This window comes from Pseudomonas sp. C7.1, from assembly GCF_056312395.1.
In genome coordinates this window covers 4192454-4214349 of the sequence record NZ_JBWDTL010000003.1, presented here as the reverse complement: position 1 = coordinate 4214349, position 21896 = coordinate 4192454, and the positions used below count along the sequence as shown (strand labels likewise).

The following is a 21896-nucleotide window of genomic DNA, read 5'->3' as shown; positions in this document are numbered from 1 at the left end:
CTGCCCGAGTACGCGCATGCCCACCGCCCATCCTCACCCGCGTCGCCCACGTTGGCGCAGCCTGGCCATCCTCGCCATGCTGTTGGCACCCCTGCTGTGGCCACTGCAGCAACTGGCCGAGCGTTACTACAGCGGCATGCTGATCGAACAGAATCGTCAGACCCTCGACCTCTACGTCGCCAACCTGCTCGGCAACTTGCGCCGCTACGAGGTGTTGCCACCGATTCTCGGCGACCTGCCAGCCCTACGCCTAGCCCTGCAGAGCCCCAGCGAGCGGCCTTTGCTGGCGAACGCCAACCGCCTGCTGGATCAGGTGCGCGAGCAAACCGGGGCGGACGTGATCTACCTGATGGACCCCAACGGCAAGACCCTGGCGGCCTCCAACTGGGCGCAGGCCGACTCCTTCGTCGAGCGTAACTTCGCCTTTCGTCCCTATTTCCGTGAAGCCATCGCTGGCCGCCCCGGACGTTTCTTCGGCCTCGGCACCACCTCGGGCAAGCGTGGCTACTACTTTGCCGCCGCCGTGCGCGATGGCGAGCGCAACCTTGGCGCACTGGTGGTCAAGGTTGACCTCGATCACACCGAAACCCTTTGGGGCAACACCCCAGAACAGCTGCTGGTGACCGATGCCCATGGCGTGGTGATCCTCACCTCCAACAGCCAGTGGCGCTTTACCGCCAGCCGCCCGCTGGACGCCGCAGAGCGTGCCGCAATTGCCGCCAACCTGCCCTACCCGACCCAGGCGCCGCCGCCGATCAAACTGGATGCGCGGAACTGGATTCGCCAGGACCGCGAACTCAAGGAAACCGGCTGGACCGTCAGCATCCTCGCCCCGCGCAGCCTGCTCGACCGCCCGGTGCGCACTGCCCTGGTGGCCGGCGGCGGCATGCTGCTGTTGCTGATGCTGCTGCTCGGCCTGCTGATGCAACGCCGTCGCCACTACCTCGAACGTATCGCCCTCGACAGCCAGGCGCGCCAGCAGCTGGAGCAGCGCGTGCTGGAGCGCACCCTCGACCTGGAGCGGCTTAATAGTCGGCTGAAGCAAGAAGTGCTGGAGCGCGAGCAGGCGCAGCAAGAGCTGGTGCAAGCACAGGATGAACTGGTGCAGGCCAGCAAACTTTCGGCCCTGGGCACCATGAGCGCGAGCATCAGCCATGAACTCAACCAACCGCTGGCGGCCATCCGCAGCTACGCCGACAACGCCTGCGTGCTACTCGACCACCAGCGCGGTGATGATGCCCGCGCCAACCTTAAGCTGATCAGCCAACTGACCGAGCGTATGGCCTCGATCATTGCCCACCTGCGCGCCTTCGCCCGCCGTGACCGCCACGCCCCGGAAAGCGTGGCCCTGCAACCGGCCATCGACGATGCCCTGGCTCTATTGGCCAAACGACGCCAAGCCATGCAAGTCGAGCTGATCCGCGACCTACCGAACGCCACCCTGTGGGTGCAGGCCGGGGAAACCCGACTGCGCCAGGTGCTCGGCAACCTGCTGGCCAATGCCCTTGATGCCTTGAGTGAAGTGCCGCAACCGCGCCGGCTCTGGTTAAGCGCCGAACTCACCGCCGAAGGCGTCGACCTACACCTGCGGGACAATGGCCCCGGCTTTAGCCACGAGGCGCTACAGCGCGCCCGCGAACCCTTCTTCACCACTAAAACCAGCGCCCAGGGCCTCGGCCTCGGCCTGGCCATTTGCGATACCCTGATGCGCTCCTTGGGCGGCGAACTGCTGTTCGCCAACCACCCTGGCGGCGGTGCCCAGCTAACCCTGCGCTTGCGCGCCGCAGATCAGGGCATCAAAACCCAGTCGCCAGAGGACTTTGTTGTATGAGCATGATCGACTCCCGCACCCAGGTGCTGCTGATCGACGACGATCCCCACCTGCGCCAGGCGCTGAGCCAGACCCTCGATCTGGCTGGGCTCAAGGTCAGCAGCCTGGCCGATGCCCATGGCGTGGCCGCGCGCATCGGGCGCGACTGGCCGGGCGTGGTGGTCAGCGATATCCGCATGCCCGGCATCGATGGCCTGCAACTGCTACAACAGCTGCAGGAACAGGACCCGGAACTGCCGGTGCTGCTGATCACCGGCCACGGCGATGTGCCACTGGCGGTGCAGGCCATGCGCGCAGGTGCCTATGATTTTCTTGAGAAGCCCTTCGCCAGCGACGACCTGCTCGATAGCGTGCGCCGCGCCTTGGCCCTGCGCCGCCTGGTGCTGGATAACCGCAGCCTGCGCATGGCTCTGGCCGACCGCCACACCCTGTCGGCGCGCTTAGTTGGCCAGTCGCCGGCCATGCTGCGCCTACGCGAGCAGATCGGCGCCCTGGCCGGGATCAACAGTGACGTACTGATCCTCGGCGAAACCGGCGCCGGCAAAGAAGTGGTGGCGCGCGCCCTGCACGACCTGTCGAGCCGCCGCGCCGGGCCTTTTGTGGCGATCAATGCCGGTGCCCTGGCTGAATCGGTGGTGGAAAGCGAACTGTTCGGCCATGAGCAGGGCGCCTTTACCGGCGCGCAGAAACGCCGTATCGGCAAGTTCGAATTCGCCAATGGCGGCACGCTGTTTCTCGATGAAATCGAAAGCATGAGCCTGGAAGTGCAGGTCAAACTGCTGCGCCTGCTGCAGGAGCGGGTGGTCGAACGCCTCGGCGGCAACCAGCTGATTCCTCTGGATATTCGGGTGATCGCGGCGACCAAGGAAGACCTGCGCCAGGCCGCAGATCAAGGGCGTTTCCGCGCCGACCTGTATTACCGCCTCAACGTCGCCCCGCTGCGCATCCCAGCCCTGCGCGAGCGCGGTGAAGATGCCCTGCTGCTGTTCCAGCACTTTGCCGAGGCCGCCAGCAGCCGCCATGGCCTGGCTGAGCGCAGCCTGCAACCCGGCCAGCGTGCCGCGCTGCTGCGCCACCCGTGGCCGGGCAACGTGCGCGAGCTGCAAAACGCCGCCGAGCGCTTCGCCCTCGGCCTGGAGCTGGACCTTGACCTGCAAACACAGGCCGCTCCAATCCCCGAGGAAGACGCCAGCAGCGGCGGTCTGAACGCCCAGGTGGAAGCCTTCGAGCGCAGCCTGATCAGCGCCGAACTGAGCCGTTCTCACAGCTCGCTGCGCAGCCTGGCCGAAGCCTTGGGCGTGCCGCGCAAAACCCTGCACGACAAACTGCGCAAACACGGCCTGAGCTTCGCCGACGCTGGCGGAAGCTCGCCAGACAGCCTCGACTAGCCGGCGGATTTCCGCCAAGCCCGCAGCAACTGCGTGCACTTCGCGGTCGTAATTTCTCTCTTGAGCAAGCGCCAGGCCTTGTTACACCTAGCCTCTGGCGACAGCAGCGGCAATTGGTCACAGCCTGGCATGACGGTTGCTCTAGCCTCTTGCAGGCGATTCACCAACGCACAGCTCTGGGCAATCTGCCCGACGCCCGTCATTTTCTGACAGGCCGCCTAGACTTGAGCCTGTTCGCCCGACTTGTAGCGCTGCGGCGCATCACGCAATACAAAAACAAGAGGAAAGACTCCATGTTCAAACTGACTGCCAAGGCACTGGCTTGTGCCCTGTCGCTGAGCATCGCCGGCATGGCCCAAGCGGCCGATCCGATCGTGATCAAGTTCTCCCACGTGGTCGCCGACCACACCCCTAAAGGTCAGGGTGCCGCGTTGTTCAAGAAGCTCGCGGAGGAGCGTCTGGGCGACAAGGTCAAGGTCGAGGTCTACTCCAACTCCTCACTGTTCGGTGACGGCAAGGAAATGGAAGCGCTGCTGCTCGGTGACGTGCAGCTGATCGCGCCGTCCCTGGCCAAGTTCGAGCAGTACACCAAGCAGATCCAGGTATTTGACCTGCCGTTCCTGTTCCAGGACATGGCCGCCGTCGACCGCTTCCAGCAGAGCCCGGAAGGTCAGGCCCTGCTGAAATCCATGGAAGAGAAAAACATCACTGGCCTGGCCTACTGGCACAACGGCCTCAAGCAGCTGTCCGCCAACAAGGCGCTGCGTGAGCCGAAAGATGCCCGTGGCCTGAAATTCCGCGTACAGGCTTCCGCCGTACTGGAAGAGCAGTTCAAGGCTGTGCGCGCCAACCCGCGCAAAATGAGCTTCGCCGAGGTTTACCAAGGCCTGCAGACTGGCGTGGTTAACGGTGCCGAGAACCCCTACTCGAACATCTACAGCCAGAAGATGCACGAAGTGCAGAAGTTCATCACCGAATCCAACCACGGTGTTCTGGACTACATGCTGATCACCAACACCACGTTCTGGAACGGCCTGCCTGCCGATGTACGCAGCGAGCTGGACAAGATCATCGTGGAAGTGACCGCCGAAGTGAACAAGCAGGCTGGCGCCCTCAACGATGGCGACAAGCAACGCATCCTCGACGCGAAAACCACCGAGATCATTACCCTGACCCCTGAGCAGCGTAATGAATGGCGCGATGCCATGAAGCCGGTATGGGGCAAGTTCGAAGGCGAAATCGGTGCTGACCTGATAAAGGCTGCCGACGCCGCCAACCAGTAAGGTGGGTTAAGACGCCTGCAACAATACCCATCGCGATAAGCCGATGGGTATCGCTGCGCTCAACCCATCCTACCCATTCTCCCAGGAGACTCTATCGATGAACGCCTTGCGGCGCGTCTGGGACCACTTCGAGGAAGGTTTTATTGCTTTCCTGCTGGCCGCCATGACGCTGGTGACCTTCGTCTACGTGATCCTCAATAACCTTTACACGCTGTTCTACAACCTGGCAGATCGCTGGGAAGGCAGCAGTGAGTTGTTCTTCGCCATTGGCGACAGCATTCTCGGCATGGCCCAGTCAATGACCTGGAGCATTGCCCTGACCAAGGCGTTATTCGCCTGGTTGATTTTCTTCGGCCTAGCCTACGGTGTGCGCACCGCCGGGCATATCGGCGTCGATGCGCTGGTGAAACTGGCGAGCAAACCGGTGCAGCGGGCTATCGGCCTGATCGCCTGCCTGTGCTGCCTGGGCTATGCCGGGCTGATCACCGTGGCCAGCTTCGACTGGGTCAAGACCCTGTTCACCGCCGGCATCGGTGCCGAAGACCTCGGCCACTACGGCATCATGCAATGGCATATCACCGCCATCGTGCCGTTCGGCTACGCCATGGTGTTTATCCGCTTCTTTGAAATCTTCGTACGCATCCTGCGCAACCAGCAGACCGGCCTGGGCCTGGCGGATGAAGCCGCCGATGCGCTGAAGATCAATGAGCACGGGGAGCACAAACAATGACCATTCTGTTCCTCTTCCTCCTGCTGTTCGTGCTGATGTTTATCGGCGTGCCGATTGCGGCCTCCCTAGGCCTGGCCGGCTCGATCACCATCATGTTGTTCAGCCCAGATTCGGTGCGCTCACTGGCGATCAAGCTGTTCGAGACCAGCGAGCACTACACCCTGCTGGCGATCCCGTTCTTCCTGCTGTCCGGTGCCTTTATGACCACGGGCGGCGTGGCTCAGCGCCTGATCGATTTCGCCAACGCCTGCGTCGGCCATATCCGTGGCGGCCTGGCAATTTCCGCAGTAATGGCGTGCATGCTGTTTGCTGCGCTGTCCGGCTCATCCCCTGCCACCGTTGCCGCCGTGGGCTCGATTGCCATCGCCGGCATGGTGCGCTCGGGTTATCCGCAGGCGTTCGGCGCCGGTATCGTGTGTAACGCGGGCACTCTGGGCATCCTGATTCCGCCGTCAATCGTCATGGTGGTATACGCCGCCGCGACCGAGCAGTCGGTGGGCAAGCTGTTTATGGCCGGTGTTGTACCGGGCCTGCTGCTGGGCGTGGCACTGATGGTGGCGATCTATATCGTCGCGCGGAAGATGAACCTGCCGGCCATGCCGCGCGCCAGCTTCCGTGAGTTCATCACCGCTGCACGCAAAGCCGTATGGGGCCTACTGTTGATGGTAATCATCCTCGGCGGCATCTACTCCGGCATGTTCACCCCGACCGAAGCAGCTGCGGTAGCGGCGGTCTATGCCGGTTTCGTCGCGCTGTTCGTGTACAAGGACATGACAATCCGCGAGTGCCCCAAGGTGCTGCTGGACTCCGGCAAGCTGACCATCATGCTGATGTTCATCATCGCCAACGCCATGCTCTTCGCCCACGTACTGACCACCGAGCAGATCCCGCAGACCATCACCGCCTGGGTGATCGAGATGGGCCTGCAGCCTTGGCAGTTCTTGCTGGTGGTGAACATCGTGCTGCTGGTGGCGGGCGCCTTTATGGAGCCGTCGGCGATCATCCTGATCCTCGCGCCGATCCTCTTCCCGATTGCCGTGCAGCTGGGCATCGACCCGATCCACCTGGGCATCATCATGGTGGTGAACATGGAAATCGGACTGATTACACCGCCAGTGGGGCTCAACCTGTTCGTCACTTCGGCGGTGACCGGCATGCCGCTGACCGCCGTGGTCAAGGCCGCCTGGCCATGGCTGATGCTGCTGCTCGGCTTCCTGATGGTGATCACTTACATCCCGGCCGTATCCATGGCCCTGCCAAACTGGCTGGGCATGACCTGACAGCAACTCCGTGTGTACTTCCCTACACACTTTTTGCCCGGCCTTGGTGCCGGGCTTTTTTTGATCGCGGTTTTTTGTAGGGTGGGTTAGCCGCGTACCGCCATTGCCAGGTTCACACCACTCTAAGCGCGGCGTAACCCACCATCGGCGTAACGCACGTCACTGGGCTAGAGAGTTAAACCCGCGCCAACTCCGGCAAATCCCCGGACAGCCCCAACGCCTGACGCACAAACAGCGCCTTGGCTTGCGGCAGGTCGTCGACCCAGTTGAGGCCGCTGTTGCGCAGCAAGCGTATAGGTAATGGATCGGCCTGGAACAAGCGCTCAAAGCCTTCCATCGCTGCCATCATCGCCAGGTTGTGCGGCATGCGCCGGCGCTCGTAACGGCTGAGCACCTTCACATCACTCAGGCGCTCGCCGCGCTGCGCGGCGTGCAGCAGCACTTCAGCCAGCACCGCGACATCGAGAAAGCCCAGATTGACGCCCTGTCCGGCCAGCGGATGGATGCTGTGCGCGGCATCGCCGATCAGCGCCAGACCGTCTTCGACATAACGCTTGGCGTGACGCTGACGCAATGGAATACACAGACGCGCATCGGCATGCAGCACCTCACCCAGGCGATGTTCGAAGGCAAAGCCCAGGACGCGGCGGAAACCATCATCATCCAAGGCCATCAGCCGCTCGGCTTCAGCTGGCGTAACTGACCAAACAATCGAACACCAGTGCTCGCCTTCAGGCCCGGCCAGCGGCAGAAAGGCCAGCGGGCCGTCATCGGTAAAGCGCTGCCAGGCGGTAGCCTGGTGCGGCTTGGCGCAACGCACGCTGGTGACGATGGCGTGGTGCAGGTAATCCCATTCGCGGGTAGCGCAACCAGCCAGACGACGCACCGCCGAGTTGGCGCCGTCAGCGGCAATCAGCAGCGGCGCACGCAGTTCGCGGCCATCACTCAACCTGAGCAGCCAGCCATCGCCGGAGCGGCGCAGCTGCTCCAGGCGCGCACCAGGCAATAGGCCAACAGAGCTGTCGTGCAGACGGTCGAGCAGAGCATCCTGCACCACGCGATTCTCGACGATATGGCCGAGGGATTCGGCATGTACGCTAGCCGCGCTGAAATGGATCTGCCCGGTGCCCGAACCGTCCCACACCTGCATCTCGCCATACGGGCAGGCGCGCCGCGCGGCGATGCCATCCCACACGCCCAGGCGCTCGAGGATGCGCTGGCTGGCCACCGACAATGCGCTAACTCGCGGCTCAAAGGCGGCTTGCGGGTCAAAAGGTTTGACGCTCAGCGGGCCGCCATCGACCAGCAGAATCTCCAGCCCCTGATCCTGCAGGGCCAGCGCCAGGGCGCTGCCCACCATGCCTGCGCCAACAATGATCAGATCCGCTTGCATCATAAATTCCTTGTTCAAGCTGCCTGCCGAACGCGCGGTTTCAACCGCACATAAAGTGTCTTGTGCACCCGCGCCACCAGAGTGCCGCTGCCATCGCGCACCTCCACATGCAGCTCGGGCAGGTACTTGTCGCCATCTGCCGTGTGCTGGCGGATGTCTGCGAGCAGCTGTTCGTCGATGCTGAAGTCGGCGTACACCGGGCCTTTGCCGGGGGCGATAAAGTCGATGCGCGCGGCTTTGTCCCAGACGATAAAGTCGCGCCCGAGGTTTTCCATAATCATCAGCATAAAAAACGGGTCGGTCATCGAATACAGACTGCCGCCAAACTGGGTGCCGACATAGTTGCGGTTATACCAGCCCAGGCCCATCTTCACCTGCACCTGACGGAAGTCCGCGCTGATCTGCCGCACCCGCACGCCGGCGCCCAGATACGGCGGATACAGGTTCATCGCCCAGCGCAGCAGCCGCGCCTTGCGCGCCAGTTTCTTCGCCGACATGAATCAATGCTCCGAGCGGGTGCCAAGGCCCATGGCCTGGCGAGCGAACCAGCGTTTCGCCGGTGGTAATAGATCAAGGCCAAGCAAGCCGAGATTGCGCCCGGCGGCCAACAGCGGCTGACCGGTGCTGAACAGGCGGGTGACCTGATCGGAGAAGCCGACGGTCAATTGCTGGTCCATCTGCTGGCTGCTCAGATAACGCTGCAGGGTGGCCAGATCACCCAAGGGCGCGGCGCTTTCCAGCAGGGTTTCGGCCAACACCAGGGTGTCGCGCAGCGACAGGTTGTAGCCCTGCCCGGCAATCGGGTGCAGGCTGTGCGCGGCATTGCCGAGCACCACCAGATGCTGGCGCACTTGCTCCTTGGCGGCAGTCAGCGCCAGCGGGTAGAGGTGGCGCGTGCCGACTTGGCGCAGGCTGCCTAAGCGATAGCCGAAGGCCTGCTGCAGCTCGGCGAGAAACGCCGCATCGTCCAGCTCAGACAGCCGTTCGGCTTCCAGGGTGGCGCGGGTCCAGACCAGGGCGCAGCGGTTATCCGCCAGCGGTAACAGGGCCATCGGCCCTTCTTCGGTAAAACGCTCAAAAGCCAGGCCGTTGTGCGCATCCGTAGGGCTGACGTTGGCGATCAGCGCGCTCTGGCCATAAGGCGTGTTGCTCACCGTAATTCCAAGCTGCTCGCGCAAACCCGAGCGGCCGCCTTCGGCGAGAATCGCCAGGTTGCACTCAAGCTCGCTGCCATCGTCCAGAGTCAGGCGGTAACCATCGGCCAGGGCCTGCATGCGGGTGACCTGGGCCGGGCTGCGCCAGCTCACCACCTGCGCATCCAGCGCCTGCCACAGGCATTCGCCAAGCCAAGCGTTTTCCACCACATAACCCAGCGCCGGCACGCCTTCTTCCTCGGCGCTCAGGCGCGCGGCGGCGAAACGGCCACGGTCGGAAACATGAATCTGCTTGATCGGCTCGGCGCGCTGGCTGATCGATTGCCACAGGCCGAGGCGCTGATAAATCTGCTGAGAACCGAACGACAACGCGGTGGAGCGCGCGTCATAGCTGGGCTGATAACCGTTGCCCGGAGTGAATGGCTCGATCAGGCAAATACTCCAGCCACGCTTTTTGGCTTCGGTCTGCAAGGCCACGGTGAGGCTGGCACCGACTAGACCGCCGCCGATAATCGCAATGTCGACGCGGGGCATACTCTAGGCCGCCACGCTACGAGCAGCGGCCATCAGCGCTTCGATCTCGGCGACGGTTTTCGGCACGCCGCTGGTGAGAATCTCGCAGCCAGTCTTGGTCACCACTACGTCGTCTTCGATGCGCACACCGATGCCGCGCCACTTCTTGGCCACGTCCTGGTTGTCCACGGCGATATAGATGCCCGGTTCAACCGTCATGGCCATACCGACTTCCAGCTCGCGCCATTCGCCGCCGACCTTGTACTCGCCCACATCATGCACATCCATGCCCAGCCAGTGGCCGGCGCGGTGCATGTAAAAGGGTTTGTAAGCTTCAGTGGCGATCAGCTCGGCCACATCGCCCTGCAGCAGGCCAAGCTCCACCAGCCCGGCGGTGATCACTTGCACCGTGGCTTCGTGGGCCTGGTTCCAGTGTTTGCCGGGGCCGATTTCCTTGAACGCGGCTTCCTGCGAAGCCAGCACCAGCTCGTAGATGGCTTTCTGTTCTGGCGAAAAGGTGCCACTGACCGGGAAGGTGCGGGTGATGTCGCTGGCGTAGCAGTCGATTTCGCAACCGGCGTCGATCAGTACCAGATCGCCATCTTTCAGCGGCGCGTCGTTCTCGCGGTAATGCAGGATGCAGGCGTTTTTGCCCGCCGCGACGATGCTGCCATAGGCCGGCATCTTCGCCCCGCCCTTGCGAAACTCGTAATCCAGCTCGGCTTCCAGGTGGTATTCAAACAAGCCGACGCGGCTGGCCTGCATGGCGCGCACATGGGCGCGACAGGAGATGTCCGCCGCTTCCTTCATGACTTTGACTTCAGCTGCCGACTTGTACAGACGCAAGTCATGCAGCAGGTGTTCGAGGGTGATGAATTCATTGGGCGGGGTCGCGCCCTGCCGCGCCTTGGAGCGGATCACGTTGATCCACTCCATCAGCTGGCGGTCAAACTCATGGTTGGTGCCCATGGAGGAGTAGACCCGATCACGGCCCTCGATCAGCCCCGGCAGGATGTCATCGATATCACCAATCGGGAACGCATCATCGGCGCTGTATTGGCTGATCGCGCCATCCTGACCGGCGCGCAGGCCGTCCCACATTTCCCGCAGCGGGTCACGCTCGCGGCAGAACAACACGTACTCGCCATGCTCACGCCCGGGGATCAGCGCAATCACCGCCTCCGGCTCGGGGAAGCCTGCGAGGTACTGGAAGTCGCTGTCCTGACGGTAGATATGCTCAACATCGCGGTTGCGGATATACACCGGCGCTGCCGGCAGAATCGCGATGCTGTTGGGTTCCATCTGCGCCATCAGCGCCTTGCGCCGACGGGCGTATTCCGACTTGGGGATGCTGATCATGGGCAGATTGAGTCCACTTCTGGTTACCTGAAAACAGCTGGCATAAAAATCAATGCAACGACGGTTTTGCCGCAGCGACCACTGGCTTGGCGCACTCGCTGAACAGCAGCAACGGCGCGACGCGCAGGTATTCCATCACTTCCATGTAATCGTTTTCGCCGTCATCGGATTCGTCCAGGGCGTTCTGCACCTGGGCAATCGCCGAGAGGTCCTGCAGCACTTCCATGGCTTCCGCGCTCAGGGCGCTGTCACGGGCAGTCAGACCAAAGCCGCCGAGGAAGCCCTGACACCATTGTCCCAGAGCCACTGCACGCTCGCTAAGCGGCGCATCGTCGCTGGGCAACAGCAGTACCACGGTGACGTCATTACTGGTCAGCTCATTCTTGACCATTTCCTGCAGGCCGATCAGCGCCTGACGCACGGTGTCTTCCGGCGCTGCGCCAAGCAGCTCGGCGGCATCCACCAGCCAAGAATCGATTTCAAAACCTGCACCAGCACAGCTGCGACCGAGCAACAGACCATGCAACTCGGCAGGGGAAACAGTGTGGCCGCTGCTGGTAAGCAGAGCGGCAAATGCGGAGTACGGCGAATTTGAAGTTGGCATAGATAACTAGGCGCAAAGCTGCGCGATCACTAGAATGGAGGCCTTGTATCCTAGCACCGGCAAGCGTGCCACGACTATGCAAGCGGCTCGACGGAGCGCGCCAAGCCGCTGCGAAAATTGCCGCGCGGTGATCCGCAGGTGAAACGCATCAACCTCTGGCGTACCAATCTGCCCCACACTGGCAAACCCGCCAGCAACAACACCGCGCACCGCCCGGCACTGTCGAATACGCCGCAAAGACGCTATTTTTTACTTGCCAGCCCACTCACCTAGTACGAGTAGAGAACCATGGAAGACGTCGACCTGCAGGCTCTTACGACCAAGCTGGACTTGCTGATCCAGCGCGTCGAACAGCTCAAGGCGCAAAACCGACAGCTTCTAACGAGCGAAAAGGCCTGGCGCGAAGAGCGTGCCCATCTAATTGAAAAGAACGAAATGGCCCGGCATAAGGTCGAATCCATGATTTCACGCCTTAAAGCCCTGGAGCAGGATTAATGAGCCAGTCGAACACCCTGACCGTCCAGATCCTGGACAAAGAATATTGCATCGCCTGCCCGAGCGATGAACGCAACAATCTGGAAAGCGCCGCACGCTACCTGGATGGCAAGATGCGAGAGATCCGCTCAAGCGGCAAAGTCATCGGTGCCGACCGCGTTGCAGTCATGGCCGCCCTGAACATCACCCACGACCTGCTACACAAACAGCAACACCTTGATCAACAGGCCGGCGCCAACCGCGATCAGGTGCGCAGCCTACTTAATCGGGTCGATAGCGCTCTGGCTCGGGACGCCGATGAGCAAGGCAGCTGATTGCACCCGGGCAGATTCGGGTATACTGGCCACCGCTCCCTGGAGTGTGCGCCAGTTGGTGATGTCCCTGAGCCGATTCGCACAACCCCGGAGGTTGCACGTTGAAGCCGGTGTGCATGTCCGCTTGACGGAAAGCCTTAACGCCTCCTGCAACCTCCACCTTGAACTTTCGGGTTCAAGGGCTAAGCCGACAGCGGCACGTCGGGGAGTCATTTTTTCCAGCCGATTGCCCTTTCGTGGTGATCGCTACCGCAATAGCCCATGCTCGATACCTCTGCACTAAGCCGCGCGCAATTACGCCGCCATCTGCGCGTACAGCGCCGTGCACTTAGCCGCCACGCCCAACGCCACGCCGCCCAAGGCCTGTATAAACAGCTGGCCCAGCACCCGCTGTTTCGCCGCGCGCGGCACATTGCCCTGTACCTACCGAATGACGGCGAGATTGATCCGCGCCCGCTGCTGCGTGCTGCACAGCAACGGGGCAAGGCGACCTATCTGCCGGTGCTCAGCCCCTGGCCGCGCAGCAAGATGGTGTTTCAACGCATCCGCGTGGGTGAGCGCTTGCAGAAGAATCGCTTCGGCATTGACGAGCCACGGCGCAACCGCAAGCAGCAGCGTAAGGTCTGGACACTGGATCTGGTATTGCTACCGCTGGTCGGCTTTGACCGCCACGGCGCACGCCTAGGTATGGGTGGCGGGTTTTATGATCGCAGCCTGGCATATCGCGCATTGCGCAAAAATTGGCACAAACCGACATTACTGGGCTTGGCGCATGAGTGTCAGCAGGTGGACCGCCTGGCCATGGCCAGCTGGGATGTGCCACTGCAAGGCACCGTGACGGATAAGGCGTGGTATTGAGTCAGGTCGCTAGTAAAGGCTGTACCGCACGCCCTGCGGTACGTACCCAATTCAACCAGCCGCTTGCGACTGAGTGACCGGCGCATCAGCCTGGCGATCCCATAAACTCTGGGTATAACCGGTAGTCACCACACCCAGGCTGAACAGTATTACCAAAATCAACAACATATCTGGTTTACGTTTCATCGAATGCCTCCCCCTCAAAGGCATAACGCACGCTGTATTCGCGGCGATTATTTTTATAGGTCCAACAGCGGCTGCCATCCACGCGCACCGGCTACAACACGCCGGGCACCACCAAACAAATGGCACCTGCCCGCTAACGGACTGATACACAGGAGCAAAATTCATGCCTTGTTGGCTGATGAAGTCAGAACCCGACGAACTTTCAATCCACGACCTGCAGCGCCTGGAGCAGGCACGCTGGGATGGTGTGCGCAATTACCAGGCGCGCAACTTCCTGCGTAGCATGCAGCCGGGTGATCTGTTCTTCTTCTATCACTCTAGCTGCCCGGAGCCGGGTATTGCCGGAATCGCCCGCATCGCCTCAGCGCCCTACCCCGACCCTACCGCGCTAGAGCCTGAGAGCCATTACTTCGATGCCAAAGCCAGCGCCGCCAAAAATCCCTGGAGCGCGGTCGATGTGGCCTTTGTCGAGGCGTTCAAGCGGGTTATCCCGCTGGCGCAGCTGAAGGCGCAGAGTGCGCTGCTGGAGTTGCCGCTGGTGCAGAAGGGCAGCCGCCTGTCAGTGATGCCGGTCAGCGCCGAGGAGTGGGCAGCCGTGCTGGCGCTGCGCTGAAATGGCGCAGCACCTGCGTGCGGGCTTATTGAATAATCAGATTATTGAATAACAGGTCTTCCACCAGCGGCTCGCCTTCTTCCTGGGTGAGCACATCCTGCACCTGCTTGAGCGCTTCGGCACGCAAGGTTTCGCGAGCGCCCGGGGCCGACATGGCCGCGTCCGTCTGCTGGGAGAACAGCATGACCAATTGATTGCGGATCAGCGGGTCGTGGTGTTTAACCTTAGCCTCGACATCTGCGCCGGAGACCCGCAGGGAAATATCGGCCTTGAAGAACTTGAGCTTAGGCCCCTCACCAAAATTCCCCACCAGCGCAGGAAACAGAGAAACATAGGCCACTACTGGAGCGGCAGCCTCTCCCTCTTTGGCCTCTTTATCCTCATTGGCCTGCGCCAGCAATGGCAGGGACAGGGCTAACAGCAATGCGATCCAGGCTTTCACAGGCGGTATTCCTCAAGAGTTCAGCCCCTAGCATAGCCACACTCAGGCAGCGGCCCAAGCCCCAAGCTTATGCATCGCTATCAGGTACAGGCATGCTCGTTGACCGGTCACCAGCCGCACCTACACTGCATGGCCATCAACCGCAGAGGAAAAGCCCGATGAAAGCCGTGCTGTGCAAAGCCTTCGGCCCCGCCGAAACCCTGGTACTGGAAGAGATCGCCAGCCCCGAAGCGAAGAAGAATGAAGTGCTGTTGCAGGTTCATGCTGCCGGGGTCAACTTCCCTGACACCCTGATCATCGAAGGTAAGTACCAGTTCAAACCGCCCTTCCCCTTCTCCCCAGGCGGTGAAGCCTCCGGTGTGGTGACCGCCGTGGGTGAGAAAATCAGCCACCTGAAAGTCGGCGACCGGGTCATGGCGCTGACCGGCTGGGGCAGCTTTGCCGAAGAAGTGGCGGTGCCTGGCTACAACGTGATGCCGATCCCGGCCAGCATGGATTTCGCCAGCGCGGCCGCCTTCGGCATGACCTACGGCACCTCGATGCACGCACTCAAGCAGCGCGCAGGCCTCAAGCCGGGCGAAACCCTGCTGGTGCTCGGCGCATCCGGTGGCGTGGGCCTGGCGGCAGTGGAAATCGGCAAAGCCATGGGCGCGAAGGTAATTGCCGCAGCCAGCAGCGCGGAAAAACTCGAAGTAGCCAAGGCCGCCGGTGCAGATGAGCTGATCAACTACAGCGAAAGCAACCTGAAGGACGAAGTGAAACGCCTGACCGGCGGCCAGGGCGCAGATGTGATCTACGACCCAGTGGGCGGCGATCTTTTCGATGCCGCCATTCGCTCAATCGCCTGGAACGGCCGCCTGCTGGTGGTGGGTTTTGCCAGCGGGCGCATCCCCGAACTGCCGGTTAACCTGGCCCTACTCAAGGGCGCGGCCGTGGTCGGGGTGTTCTGGGGCTCCTTCGCCCAGCGTCAGCCGCAGGACAACGCCACCAACTTCCAGCAGCTGTTTGCCTGGCATGCCGAAGGCAAGCTCAAGCCGCTGGTCTCGCAAACCTTCCCGCTGGCCCAAGCTGCGGAGGCGATCAACACCCTCGGCCAGCGCAAGGCTGTGGGCAAGGTGGTGGTAATGGTGCGGTAGGATGGGTTGAGGAGCGAAGCGCCGATACCCATCGATGGGTATCGCTGCGCTCCACCCATCCCACAAAGCTAAAAGCCGCCCTCGGGCGGCTTCTTTATGGGCGCTGGTCAGCCACGCGGCGCATAGGCAAACACGTCGGCGCGCATTTGATGGGCATCCATACCGGCGTCCACCAGCGCATCCAAGGTGGCGTAGACCATCGCCGGTGAGCCGCTGGCGTAGACGTGCAGTGCCTTGAGGTCGCTGAAGTCTTCGCGCACCGCTTCGTGCAGCAAGCCACAACGACCCTGCCAGCCACACTGATCGCTGACCACCTGATGCAGAAACAGATTGGGCACCTGTTGCCACTGCACCCAATGCTCCAGTTCGTAGAAGTCTTCCGGACGGCGTGCGCCCCAGTACAGGTGCACCGGGTGGACGAAACCGGCGGCGCGACAGTGTTCGATCAGGCTGTGCATCTGCGCCATGCCGGTGCCAGCGGCGATCAGCACCAGTGGACCATCCGGCAGCTCGGCCAGGTGAGTGTCACCGAACGGCATCTTCACCCGCACCAAGCCGCTGCCACGCAGCTGAGCGATCAGCGCAATCGTGGCCTCATCACGGGCCAACACATGCAGCTCCAGCTCACGCCCGCAATGCGGTGCCGAGGCCAGGGAGAAGGCTGCGTAATCATCGCCATCGCGCTGCAGCAGCAGGTATTGCCCAGCGTGGTAACGCGGAGCCTTGCCGGCTGGCGTATTCAACCGTAGGCGGAACACGTCGCCACCCAACTCGTCATAGCCGACAACCTGGCAAGCCAGTTCACTCACCGGCAGCTCGCCTGGGGCCAATACGCCATCCCAATGCAGCACGCAGTCTTGCAGTGGCTCGGCCAGACAGGTGAACAGCTCGCCGTGGGTCAGCTCAATACCATTCTGCTGCACGCGGCCTTCAACCAGCAGCGCGGCGCAGATATGGCAATTGCCATTGCGGCAGCTCTGCGGGCAGTCATAACCCAGACGCCGTGCGGCATCGAGGATGCGTTCGCGGGGCTGCACGTCAAGTACGGCACCTGAAGGGTTCAGGGTGACTTTCATCAATCAATTCCCAGCTCAGACCACAGCGCGTCAACGCGCTGCTTGACCGCGTCATCCTGAACGATAGTCCGGCCCCATTCGCGGGTGGTTTCGCCTGGCCACTTGTGGGTGGCGTCCAGGCCCATCTTCGAACCGAGGCCGGAGATCGGCGAGGCGAAGTCGAGGTAATCAATCGGCGTGTTGTCGATCAGCACCGTGTCGCGCTTGGGGTCCATGCGCGTGGTAATTGCCCAGATCACATCGTTCCAGTCCCGCGCGTTGATATCGTCGTCGGTGACGATCACGAACTTGGTGTACATAAACTGTCGCAAAAACGACCACACACCGAGCATTACGCGCTTGGCGTGGCCGGGGTACTGCTTTTTGATGGTCACCACCGCCATGCGATACGAGCAGCCTTCCGGCGGCAGGTAGAAATCGATGATTTCGGGGAACTGCTTTTGCAGGATCGGCACAAACACTTCGTTAAGCGCCACGCCGAGAATCGCCGGCTCATCCGGCGGCCGACCCGTGTAGGTACTGTGGTAGATCGGCTTTTGCCGACGGGTAATGCGCTCGACGGTAAACACCGGGAAGGTGTCGACCTCGTTGTAATAGCCGGTGTGATCGCCGTACGGTCCTTCCGGCGCAGTCTCGCCGGGATGGATCACGCCTTCAAGAACGATTTCAGCGCTGGCCGGTACCTGCAGATCACTGCCACGGGCCTTGACCAGCTCGGTGCGGTGGCCGCGTAACAAACCGGCGAAGGCATACTCGGAAAGGCTGTCGGGCACCGGGGTGACCGCGCCGAGAATGGTCGCCGGGTCAGCACCCAGGGCGACGCACACCGGATAGGGGCGATCCGGATACTTCTGGCACCACTCGCGGAAATCCAGCGCGCCACCACGGTGGCTGAGCCAACGCATGATCACCTTGTTACGACCAATCACCTGCTGGCGGTAGATGCCGAGGTTCTGTCGTTCTTTATTCGGACCTTTGGTAATGGTCAGCCCCCAGGTAATCAGCGGGCCAACATCGCCTGGCCAGCAGGTCTGTACGGGCAGCTTGCCGAGGTCGACAGCGTCGCCCTCTTCGATCACTTCCTGGCAAGGCGCATCTTTCAACACCTTGGGCGCCATGCTCAGCACCTTCTTGTAGATCGGCAGCTTGTTCCAGGCGTCTTTCAAGCCTTTCGGTGGCTCGGGCTCTTTGAGAAAGGCCAGCAGCTTGCCGATTTCACGCAGCTCGCTAACTTCTTCCGCGCCCATACCTAGGGCTACGCGCTTGGGTGTGCCGAACAGATTGCCGAGCACCGGCACATCAAAGCCTGTGGGGTTTTCGAACAGCAACGCCGGCCCGCCTTTACGCAGAGTACGGTCGCAGATTTCAGTCATTTCCAGCACAGGGGAAACCGGCGTCTGGATGCGCTTGAGTTCGCCGCGCGTCTCCAGGCCGCGAATAAAGTCGCGCAGGTCGCGATACTGCATTGCAAGGTGCCTCATGTGGGCCAAGCGGGGAACGGCAAAGTTTAGCGCCGAACTGGGTCTTTCTGAAGGATGGAGCAACGTCCAGATGCACAAAAGCCGGGCTGACCCGGCTTTTGTTGTAAGGCGAAGAACGCCTTACTTGCGTTTCATCGACTGGAAGAACTCTTCGTTAGTCTTGGTCGCTTTCAGCTTGTCGGTGAGGAACTCGATGGCGGCAATCTCATCCATCGGGTGCAGCAGCTTGCGCAGAATCCACATGCGCTGCAGTTCGTCATCGGCGGTCAGCAGCTCTTCACGGCGAGTACCTGCGCGGTTGATGTTGATCGCAGGGAATACGCGCTTCTCAGCGATACGACGGTCCAGTGGCAGTTCCATGTTGCCGGTGCCTTTGAACTCCTCGTAGATCACTTCATCCATCTTCGAGCCGGTTTCGACCAGCGCGGTGGCGATGATGGTCAGCGACCCGCCCTCCTCGATGTTACGCGCGGCGCCGAAGAAGCGTTTCGGCTTCTCCAGAGCGTGGGCGTCGACACCACCGGTGAGCACCTTGCCGGAGCTTGGGATCACGGTGTTGTAGGCACGCGCCAGACGAGTGATGGAGTCGAGCAGGATGACCACGTCCTTCTTGTGCTCGACCAGGCGCTTGGCCTTCTCGATAACCATTTCAGCAACCTGCACGTGGCGGGTTGGTGGCTCGTCGAAGGTCGAGGCGACCACTTCGCCGCGCACGGTGCGCTGCATTTCGGTCACTTCTTCCGGGCGCTCGTCGATCAGCAGCACGATCAGGTGGCACTCGGGGTTGTTGCGCGCGATGTTCGCCGCGATGTTCTGCAGCATGATGGTTTTACCGGCTTTAGGCGGCGCAACGATCAGGCCGCGCTGGCCTTTGCCGATCGGGGCGCAGAGGTCGATCACCCGGCCGGTGATATCCTCGGTGGAGCCGTTACCGGCCTCCATGACCAGACGCTTGGTGGGGAACAGTGGCGTCAGGTTTTCAAACAAAATCTTGTTCTTGGCGTTCTCCGGGCGGTCGTAGTTGATCGTGTCAACTTTGAGCAGCGCGAAGTAGCGCTCGCCTTCTTTCGGCGGGCGAATCTTACCGACGATGGTATCGCCGGTACGCAAGTTGAAGCGGCGGATCTGGCTCGGCGAGACATAGATGTCGTCGGGACCAGCAAGATACGAGGCATCCGCAGAGCGGAGAAAGCCGAAACCGTCCTGGAGAATCTCCAGCACGCCATCACCGGAGATTTCCTCACCGCTTTTAGCGTGTTTTTTCAACAGGGAGAAAATCACGTCCTGCTTGCGTGAACGGGCCATGTTTTCCAGGCCTTGTTGTTCAGCGAGTTCCAGCAGTTCGGTAATCGGCTTTTGCTTGAGTTCGGTCAGATTCATAGGAATGACGTAATCATGAAGGAGGGGAATAAGCTATTTAGCTTGGGAGGCCGCGCCGCTGGGAGGCGACTTGATCGCCTGCTTGTATATCGAAAGATTCGAATAGGAAGGCGTCGGCGACGGCTTGCAGGGGGCTGCATAGGAAATGCAGCGAGGCCGAATGTAACACCGGTTTTATTCATACGTCCAGCGCCCAGACAGAAAAAAGCCCCGCAGTGTGCGGGGCTTTCAGGGTTTGTTGCCGTGTTAGCGCAGTTTAGATGTTGCTGTCGAGGAAAGCCGCCAGCTGCGATTTGGACAGCGCGCCAACCTTGGTAGCTTCTACGTTGCCGTTCTTGAACAGCATCAGCGTCGGGATACCACGCACACCGAACTTCGGCGGGGTCTCTTGGTTTTCGTCGATGTTCAACTTGCAAACTTTCAGTTTGCCTTGGTAGGTCTGGGCGATCTCATCCAGAACCGGCGCGATCATTTTGCATGGGCCGCACCACTCAGCCCAATAGTCGACCAGCACCGGCCCCTCGGCCTGGAGAACATCCTGGTCGAAACTGGCATCGCTGACATTGGTGATGAATTCGCTCATGGAAAGTCTCCGAGTTCGTAAGCAAAAGATGGGCGACATCATAGCCCGGCTTTCCCCACACAGGAAGGCGACGGCAATTGAGCTTCTCTATGGCCTGCCACAAGCCAGCCACGCGCACGCCTGCACCACAACGTATTCAGACAGCCGGTAAGCCCCGGTCAGCCGCAGCGCGAACTGCAGCGCAGCGCGTTTAGCCTGTACCTGCGACATCAGTATGCGTTGGCGGGGCCTGGCTATCGTGGCACGATGGCGCGGTTATGTATTGAGATGCTTCCGCCATGCCGCATACCCCTGCCGAGTCTTTCCCTTTGATTGCAGCTATCGACCTGGGCTCCAACAGCTTCCATATGGTGCTGGCCAAAGCCGACCACGGCGAGATCCGCATCCTCGAACGCCTCGGCGACAAGGTGCAACTGGCCGCCGGCATAGACGAGCAACGCCTGCTCAGCGAAGAGTCTATGCAACGCGGGCTCGATTGCCTGCGCCGTTTCGCCCAGCTGACTGCCAGCCTGCCGGAAGGTGCGGTGCGCGTGGTGGGCACCAATGCCTTGCGTGAGGCGCGCAACCGTGGCGAATTTATCCGTCGTGCCGAGGAAATCCTCGGCCACCCGGTAGAAGTCATTTCCGGGCGCGAAGAAGCGCGACTGATCTACCTCGGTGTATCGCACAGCATTGCCGATACCCCCGGCAAACGCCTGGTCGCCGACATTGGCGGCGGCAGCACCGAATTTATCATCGGCCAGCGCTTCGAGCCGCTGCTGCGCGAAAGCCTGCAGATGGGCTGCGTCAGCTTTACCCAGCGCTTTTTCAAGGACGGCAAGATCACCCCGGCGCGCTACGCCCAGGCCTACACCGCCGCACGGTTGGAGATCATGGGCATCGAGCACGCACTGCGCCGCCTCGGCTGGGAAGACGCCGTGGGCGCATCCGGCACCATCAAGGCCATCGGCCTGACCATTCAAGCGGCCGGCCTGGGCGCGGGCGAGGTCAACGCACAGGGTTTGGCCTGGCTGAAACGCAAAGTATTCAAGGCCGGCGAGGTGGAAAAACTCGACCTCGACGGCATCAAACCGGATCGCCGGGGAATTTTCCCGGCCGGCCTGGCGATTCTTGAAGCGATCTTCGATGCCTGCGACATCCAGCGCATGAGCCATTCCGAAGGTGCCCTGCGCGAAGGCGTGCTGTATGACCTACTGGGCCGCCATCAGCATGAGGACGTGCGTGAGCGCACCCTAAGCTCGCTTATGGAGCGTTATCACGTCGACCTGGAGCAGGCCGCGCGGGTCGAGAGCAAGGCGCTCTCGGCGCTGGAGAAGGTCGCCAACGATTGGCAATTGGAAGATGACTGGCACCGCGAGCTGCTCAGCTGGGCGGCCAAGGTGCATGAAGTGGGCCTGGACATCGCCCACTACCAGTACCACAAGCACGGCGCCTATCTGGTCGAGCACTCGGATCTGTCCGGCTTCTCGCGCCAGGACCAGCAGATGCTCGCGCTCTTGGTGCGCGGCCATCGGCGCAATATCCCCAAGGACAAGTTCGCCGACTTCGGCGCCGAAGGCGTCAAGCTGATACGCCTGTGCGTGCTGTTGCGCTTCGCCATCCTGTTCCACCACATCCGTGGCACCCAGGAAATGCCCAACGTGCAGCTCAAGGCCGCCGAGCAGCGCCTGGAGATTCAGTTCCCCGAAGGCTGGCTGGAGAACAACCCGCTGACCCAGGCGGACTTCACCCAGGAAGCGGAGTGGCTCAAGCGTATCGGGATCGAACTGAGCGTGAGCTGAGGCTCACACCCCTCCC

At 61.6% G+C, this 21896-nt stretch carries 22 protein-coding genes and 1 other RNA gene; 12 read left to right on the top strand and 11 right to left on the bottom strand.

The genetic code is table 11. The features are described from left to right. The first annotated feature begins 16 nt into the window (after positions 1 to 16). From AC0T4W_RS23195 to dctM, 5 genes are all read left to right on the top strand, one after another. Entirely contained in the window at positions 17 to 1831 is a 1815-nt protein-coding gene (locus AC0T4W_RS23195; RefSeq protein WP_476323331.1) for a sensor histidine kinase, read from the top strand. Next, positions 1828 to 3219 (top strand): sigma-54-dependent transcriptional regulator, encoded by a 1392-nt coding sequence (locus tag AC0T4W_RS23190; RefSeq protein ID WP_476323328.1) that lies wholly within the window; start codon positions 1828 to 1830, stop codon positions 3217 to 3219. The genes AC0T4W_RS23195 and AC0T4W_RS23190 overlap by 4 nt, the downstream gene beginning before the upstream one ends. 293 nt (positions 3220 to 3512) lie before the next feature. Beyond that, entirely contained in the window at positions 3513 to 4502 is a 990-nt protein-coding gene (gene dctP / locus AC0T4W_RS23185) for a C4-dicarboxylate TRAP substrate-binding protein DctP (RefSeq protein WP_476323325.1), read from the top strand. A gap of 97 nt (positions 4503 to 4599) precedes the next feature. After that, positions 4600 to 5232, top strand: coding sequence for a TRAP transporter small permease (locus AC0T4W_RS23180; protein ID WP_476323322.1), 633 nt, complete (start codon positions 4600 to 4602; stop codon positions 5230 to 5232). Further along, positions 5229 to 6512 (top strand): C4-dicarboxylate TRAP transporter large permease protein DctM, encoded by a 1284-nt coding sequence (gene dctM, locus AC0T4W_RS23175; protein WP_476323319.1) that lies wholly within the window; start codon positions 5229 to 5231, stop codon positions 6510 to 6512. Before AC0T4W_RS23180 ends, dctM begins: the two co-directional genes overlap by 4 nt. A 175-nt stretch (positions 6513 to 6687) precedes the next feature. Here the strand turns inward: dctM and AC0T4W_RS23170 are convergent, their stop codons facing one another. From AC0T4W_RS23170 to AC0T4W_RS23150, 5 genes are read right to left on the bottom strand one after another with little or no spacing between them, the layout of a single operon-like run. Then, positions 6688 to 7905 carry a 2-octaprenyl-3-methyl-6-methoxy-1,4-benzoquinol hydroxylase gene (locus AC0T4W_RS23170; protein WP_476323316.1) on the bottom strand — a complete coding sequence of 406 codons (1218 nt, stop codon included), beginning with the start codon at positions 7903 to 7905 and terminating at the stop codon, positions 6688 to 6690. Between the two features lie 14 nt (positions 7906 to 7919). Beyond that, the gene (locus tag AC0T4W_RS23165; protein ID WP_476323313.1) at positions 7920 to 8402 is read right to left on the bottom strand and encodes a DUF4442 domain-containing protein; all 483 of its coding nucleotides are present in this window, start codon (positions 8400 to 8402) and stop codon (positions 7920 to 7922) included. Positions 8403 to 8405: 3 nt separating this feature from the next. Beyond that, a complete protein-coding gene (gene ubiH / locus AC0T4W_RS23160; RefSeq protein WP_476323310.1) occupies positions 8406 to 9593 on the bottom strand; it encodes a 2-octaprenyl-6-methoxyphenyl hydroxylase in 1188 nt (395 codons plus the stop codon). Between the two features lie 3 nt (positions 9594 to 9596). After that, positions 9597 to 10931, bottom strand: coding sequence for a Xaa-Pro aminopeptidase (pepP, locus tag AC0T4W_RS23155; protein ID WP_476323307.1), 1335 nt, complete (start codon positions 10929 to 10931; stop codon positions 9597 to 9599). Positions 10932 to 10980: 49 nt separating this feature from the next. Beyond that, the gene (locus AC0T4W_RS23150; protein WP_476323304.1) at positions 10981 to 11535 is read right to left on the bottom strand and encodes a YecA/YgfB family protein; all 555 of its coding nucleotides are present in this window, start codon (positions 11533 to 11535) and stop codon (positions 10981 to 10983) included. Between the two features lie 288 nt (positions 11536 to 11823). Between AC0T4W_RS23150 and AC0T4W_RS23145 the strand changes: the two genes are divergently transcribed. The 4 genes from AC0T4W_RS23145 (at position 11824) to AC0T4W_RS23130 (ending at position 13202) form a co-directional block, all read left to right on the top strand. Next, a complete protein-coding gene (locus AC0T4W_RS23145; RefSeq protein ID WP_090254694.1) occupies positions 11824 to 12030 on the top strand; it encodes a TIGR02449 family protein in 207 nt (68 codons plus the stop codon). Beyond that, positions 12030 to 12344 carry a cell division protein ZapA gene (locus tag AC0T4W_RS23140; protein ID WP_476323300.1) on the top strand — a complete coding sequence of 105 codons (315 nt, stop codon included), beginning with the start codon at positions 12030 to 12032 and terminating at the stop codon, positions 12342 to 12344. Before AC0T4W_RS23145 ends, AC0T4W_RS23140 begins: the two co-directional genes overlap by 1 nt. A 33-nt stretch (positions 12345 to 12377) precedes the next feature. Continuing rightward, positions 12378 to 12556: non-coding RNA, 6S RNA (gene ssrS, locus AC0T4W_RS23135), on the top strand. Between the two features lie 49 nt (positions 12557 to 12605). Further along, complete coding sequence (locus AC0T4W_RS23130; protein ID WP_476323297.1) at positions 12606 to 13202, top strand: 5-formyltetrahydrofolate cyclo-ligase; 597 nt, start codon at positions 12606 to 12608, stop codon at positions 13200 to 13202. A gap of 51 nt (positions 13203 to 13253) precedes the next feature. On the opposite strand, the gene AC0T4W_RS23125 is transcribed toward AC0T4W_RS23130, so the two are convergent. Next, positions 13254 to 13388 (bottom strand): hypothetical protein, encoded by a 135-nt coding sequence (locus AC0T4W_RS23125; protein ID WP_476323294.1) that lies wholly within the window; start codon positions 13386 to 13388, stop codon positions 13254 to 13256. Between the two features lie 163 nt (positions 13389 to 13551). Here AC0T4W_RS23125 and AC0T4W_RS23120 point away from each other — a divergent pair, with 163 nt between their 5' ends. Beyond that, entirely contained in the window at positions 13552 to 14001 is a 450-nt protein-coding gene (locus AC0T4W_RS23120) for an EVE domain-containing protein (RefSeq protein ID WP_476323291.1), read from the top strand. A gap of 25 nt (positions 14002 to 14026) precedes the next feature. Here AC0T4W_RS23120 and AC0T4W_RS23115 read toward each other — a convergent pair whose 3' ends face one another. Then, entirely contained in the window at positions 14027 to 14443 is a 417-nt protein-coding gene (locus AC0T4W_RS23115) for a flagellar basal body-associated protein FliL (protein ID WP_476323288.1), read from the bottom strand. 158 nt (positions 14444 to 14601) lie between these two features. On the opposite strand from AC0T4W_RS23115, the gene AC0T4W_RS23110 reads away from it, so the two are divergent. Next, the gene (locus tag AC0T4W_RS23110; protein ID WP_476323285.1) at positions 14602 to 15579 is read left to right on the top strand and encodes an NADPH:quinone oxidoreductase family protein; all 978 of its coding nucleotides are present in this window, start codon (positions 14602 to 14604) and stop codon (positions 15577 to 15579) included. Positions 15580 to 15686: 107 nt separating this feature from the next. Here AC0T4W_RS23110 and AC0T4W_RS23105 read toward each other — a convergent pair whose 3' ends face one another. The 4 genes from AC0T4W_RS23105 to trxA all read right to left on the bottom strand — a co-directional run bounded on the left by AC0T4W_RS23105 (position 15687) and on the right by trxA (position 20099). Continuing rightward, a complete protein-coding gene (locus AC0T4W_RS23105; RefSeq protein ID WP_476323282.1) occupies positions 15687 to 16655 on the bottom strand; it encodes a CDP-6-deoxy-delta-3,4-glucoseen reductase in 969 nt (322 codons plus the stop codon). Next, positions 16655 to 18121, bottom strand: a complete 1467-nt coding sequence (ubiD, locus tag AC0T4W_RS23100; RefSeq protein WP_476323279.1) for a 4-hydroxy-3-polyprenylbenzoate decarboxylase — start codon at positions 18119 to 18121, stop codon at positions 16655 to 16657. Before ubiD ends, AC0T4W_RS23105 begins: the two co-directional genes overlap by 1 nt. Before the next feature lie 135 nt (positions 18122 to 18256). Further along, complete coding sequence (rho, locus tag AC0T4W_RS23095; protein WP_090254678.1) at positions 18257 to 19516, bottom strand: transcription termination factor Rho; 1260 nt, start codon at positions 19514 to 19516, stop codon at positions 18257 to 18259. Positions 19517 to 19772: 256 nt separating this feature from the next. Then, positions 19773 to 20099, bottom strand: a complete 327-nt coding sequence (trxA, locus tag AC0T4W_RS23090) for a thioredoxin TrxA (protein WP_296130339.1) — start codon at positions 20097 to 20099, stop codon at positions 19773 to 19775. 278 nt (positions 20100 to 20377) lie between these two features. On the opposite strand from trxA, the gene ppx reads away from it, so the two are divergent. Beyond that, positions 20378 to 21880 carry an exopolyphosphatase gene (gene ppx, locus AC0T4W_RS23085; protein WP_476323274.1) on the top strand — a complete coding sequence of 501 codons (1503 nt, stop codon included), beginning with the start codon at positions 20378 to 20380 and terminating at the stop codon, positions 21878 to 21880. Positions 21881 to 21896: the final 16 nt, after the last annotated feature.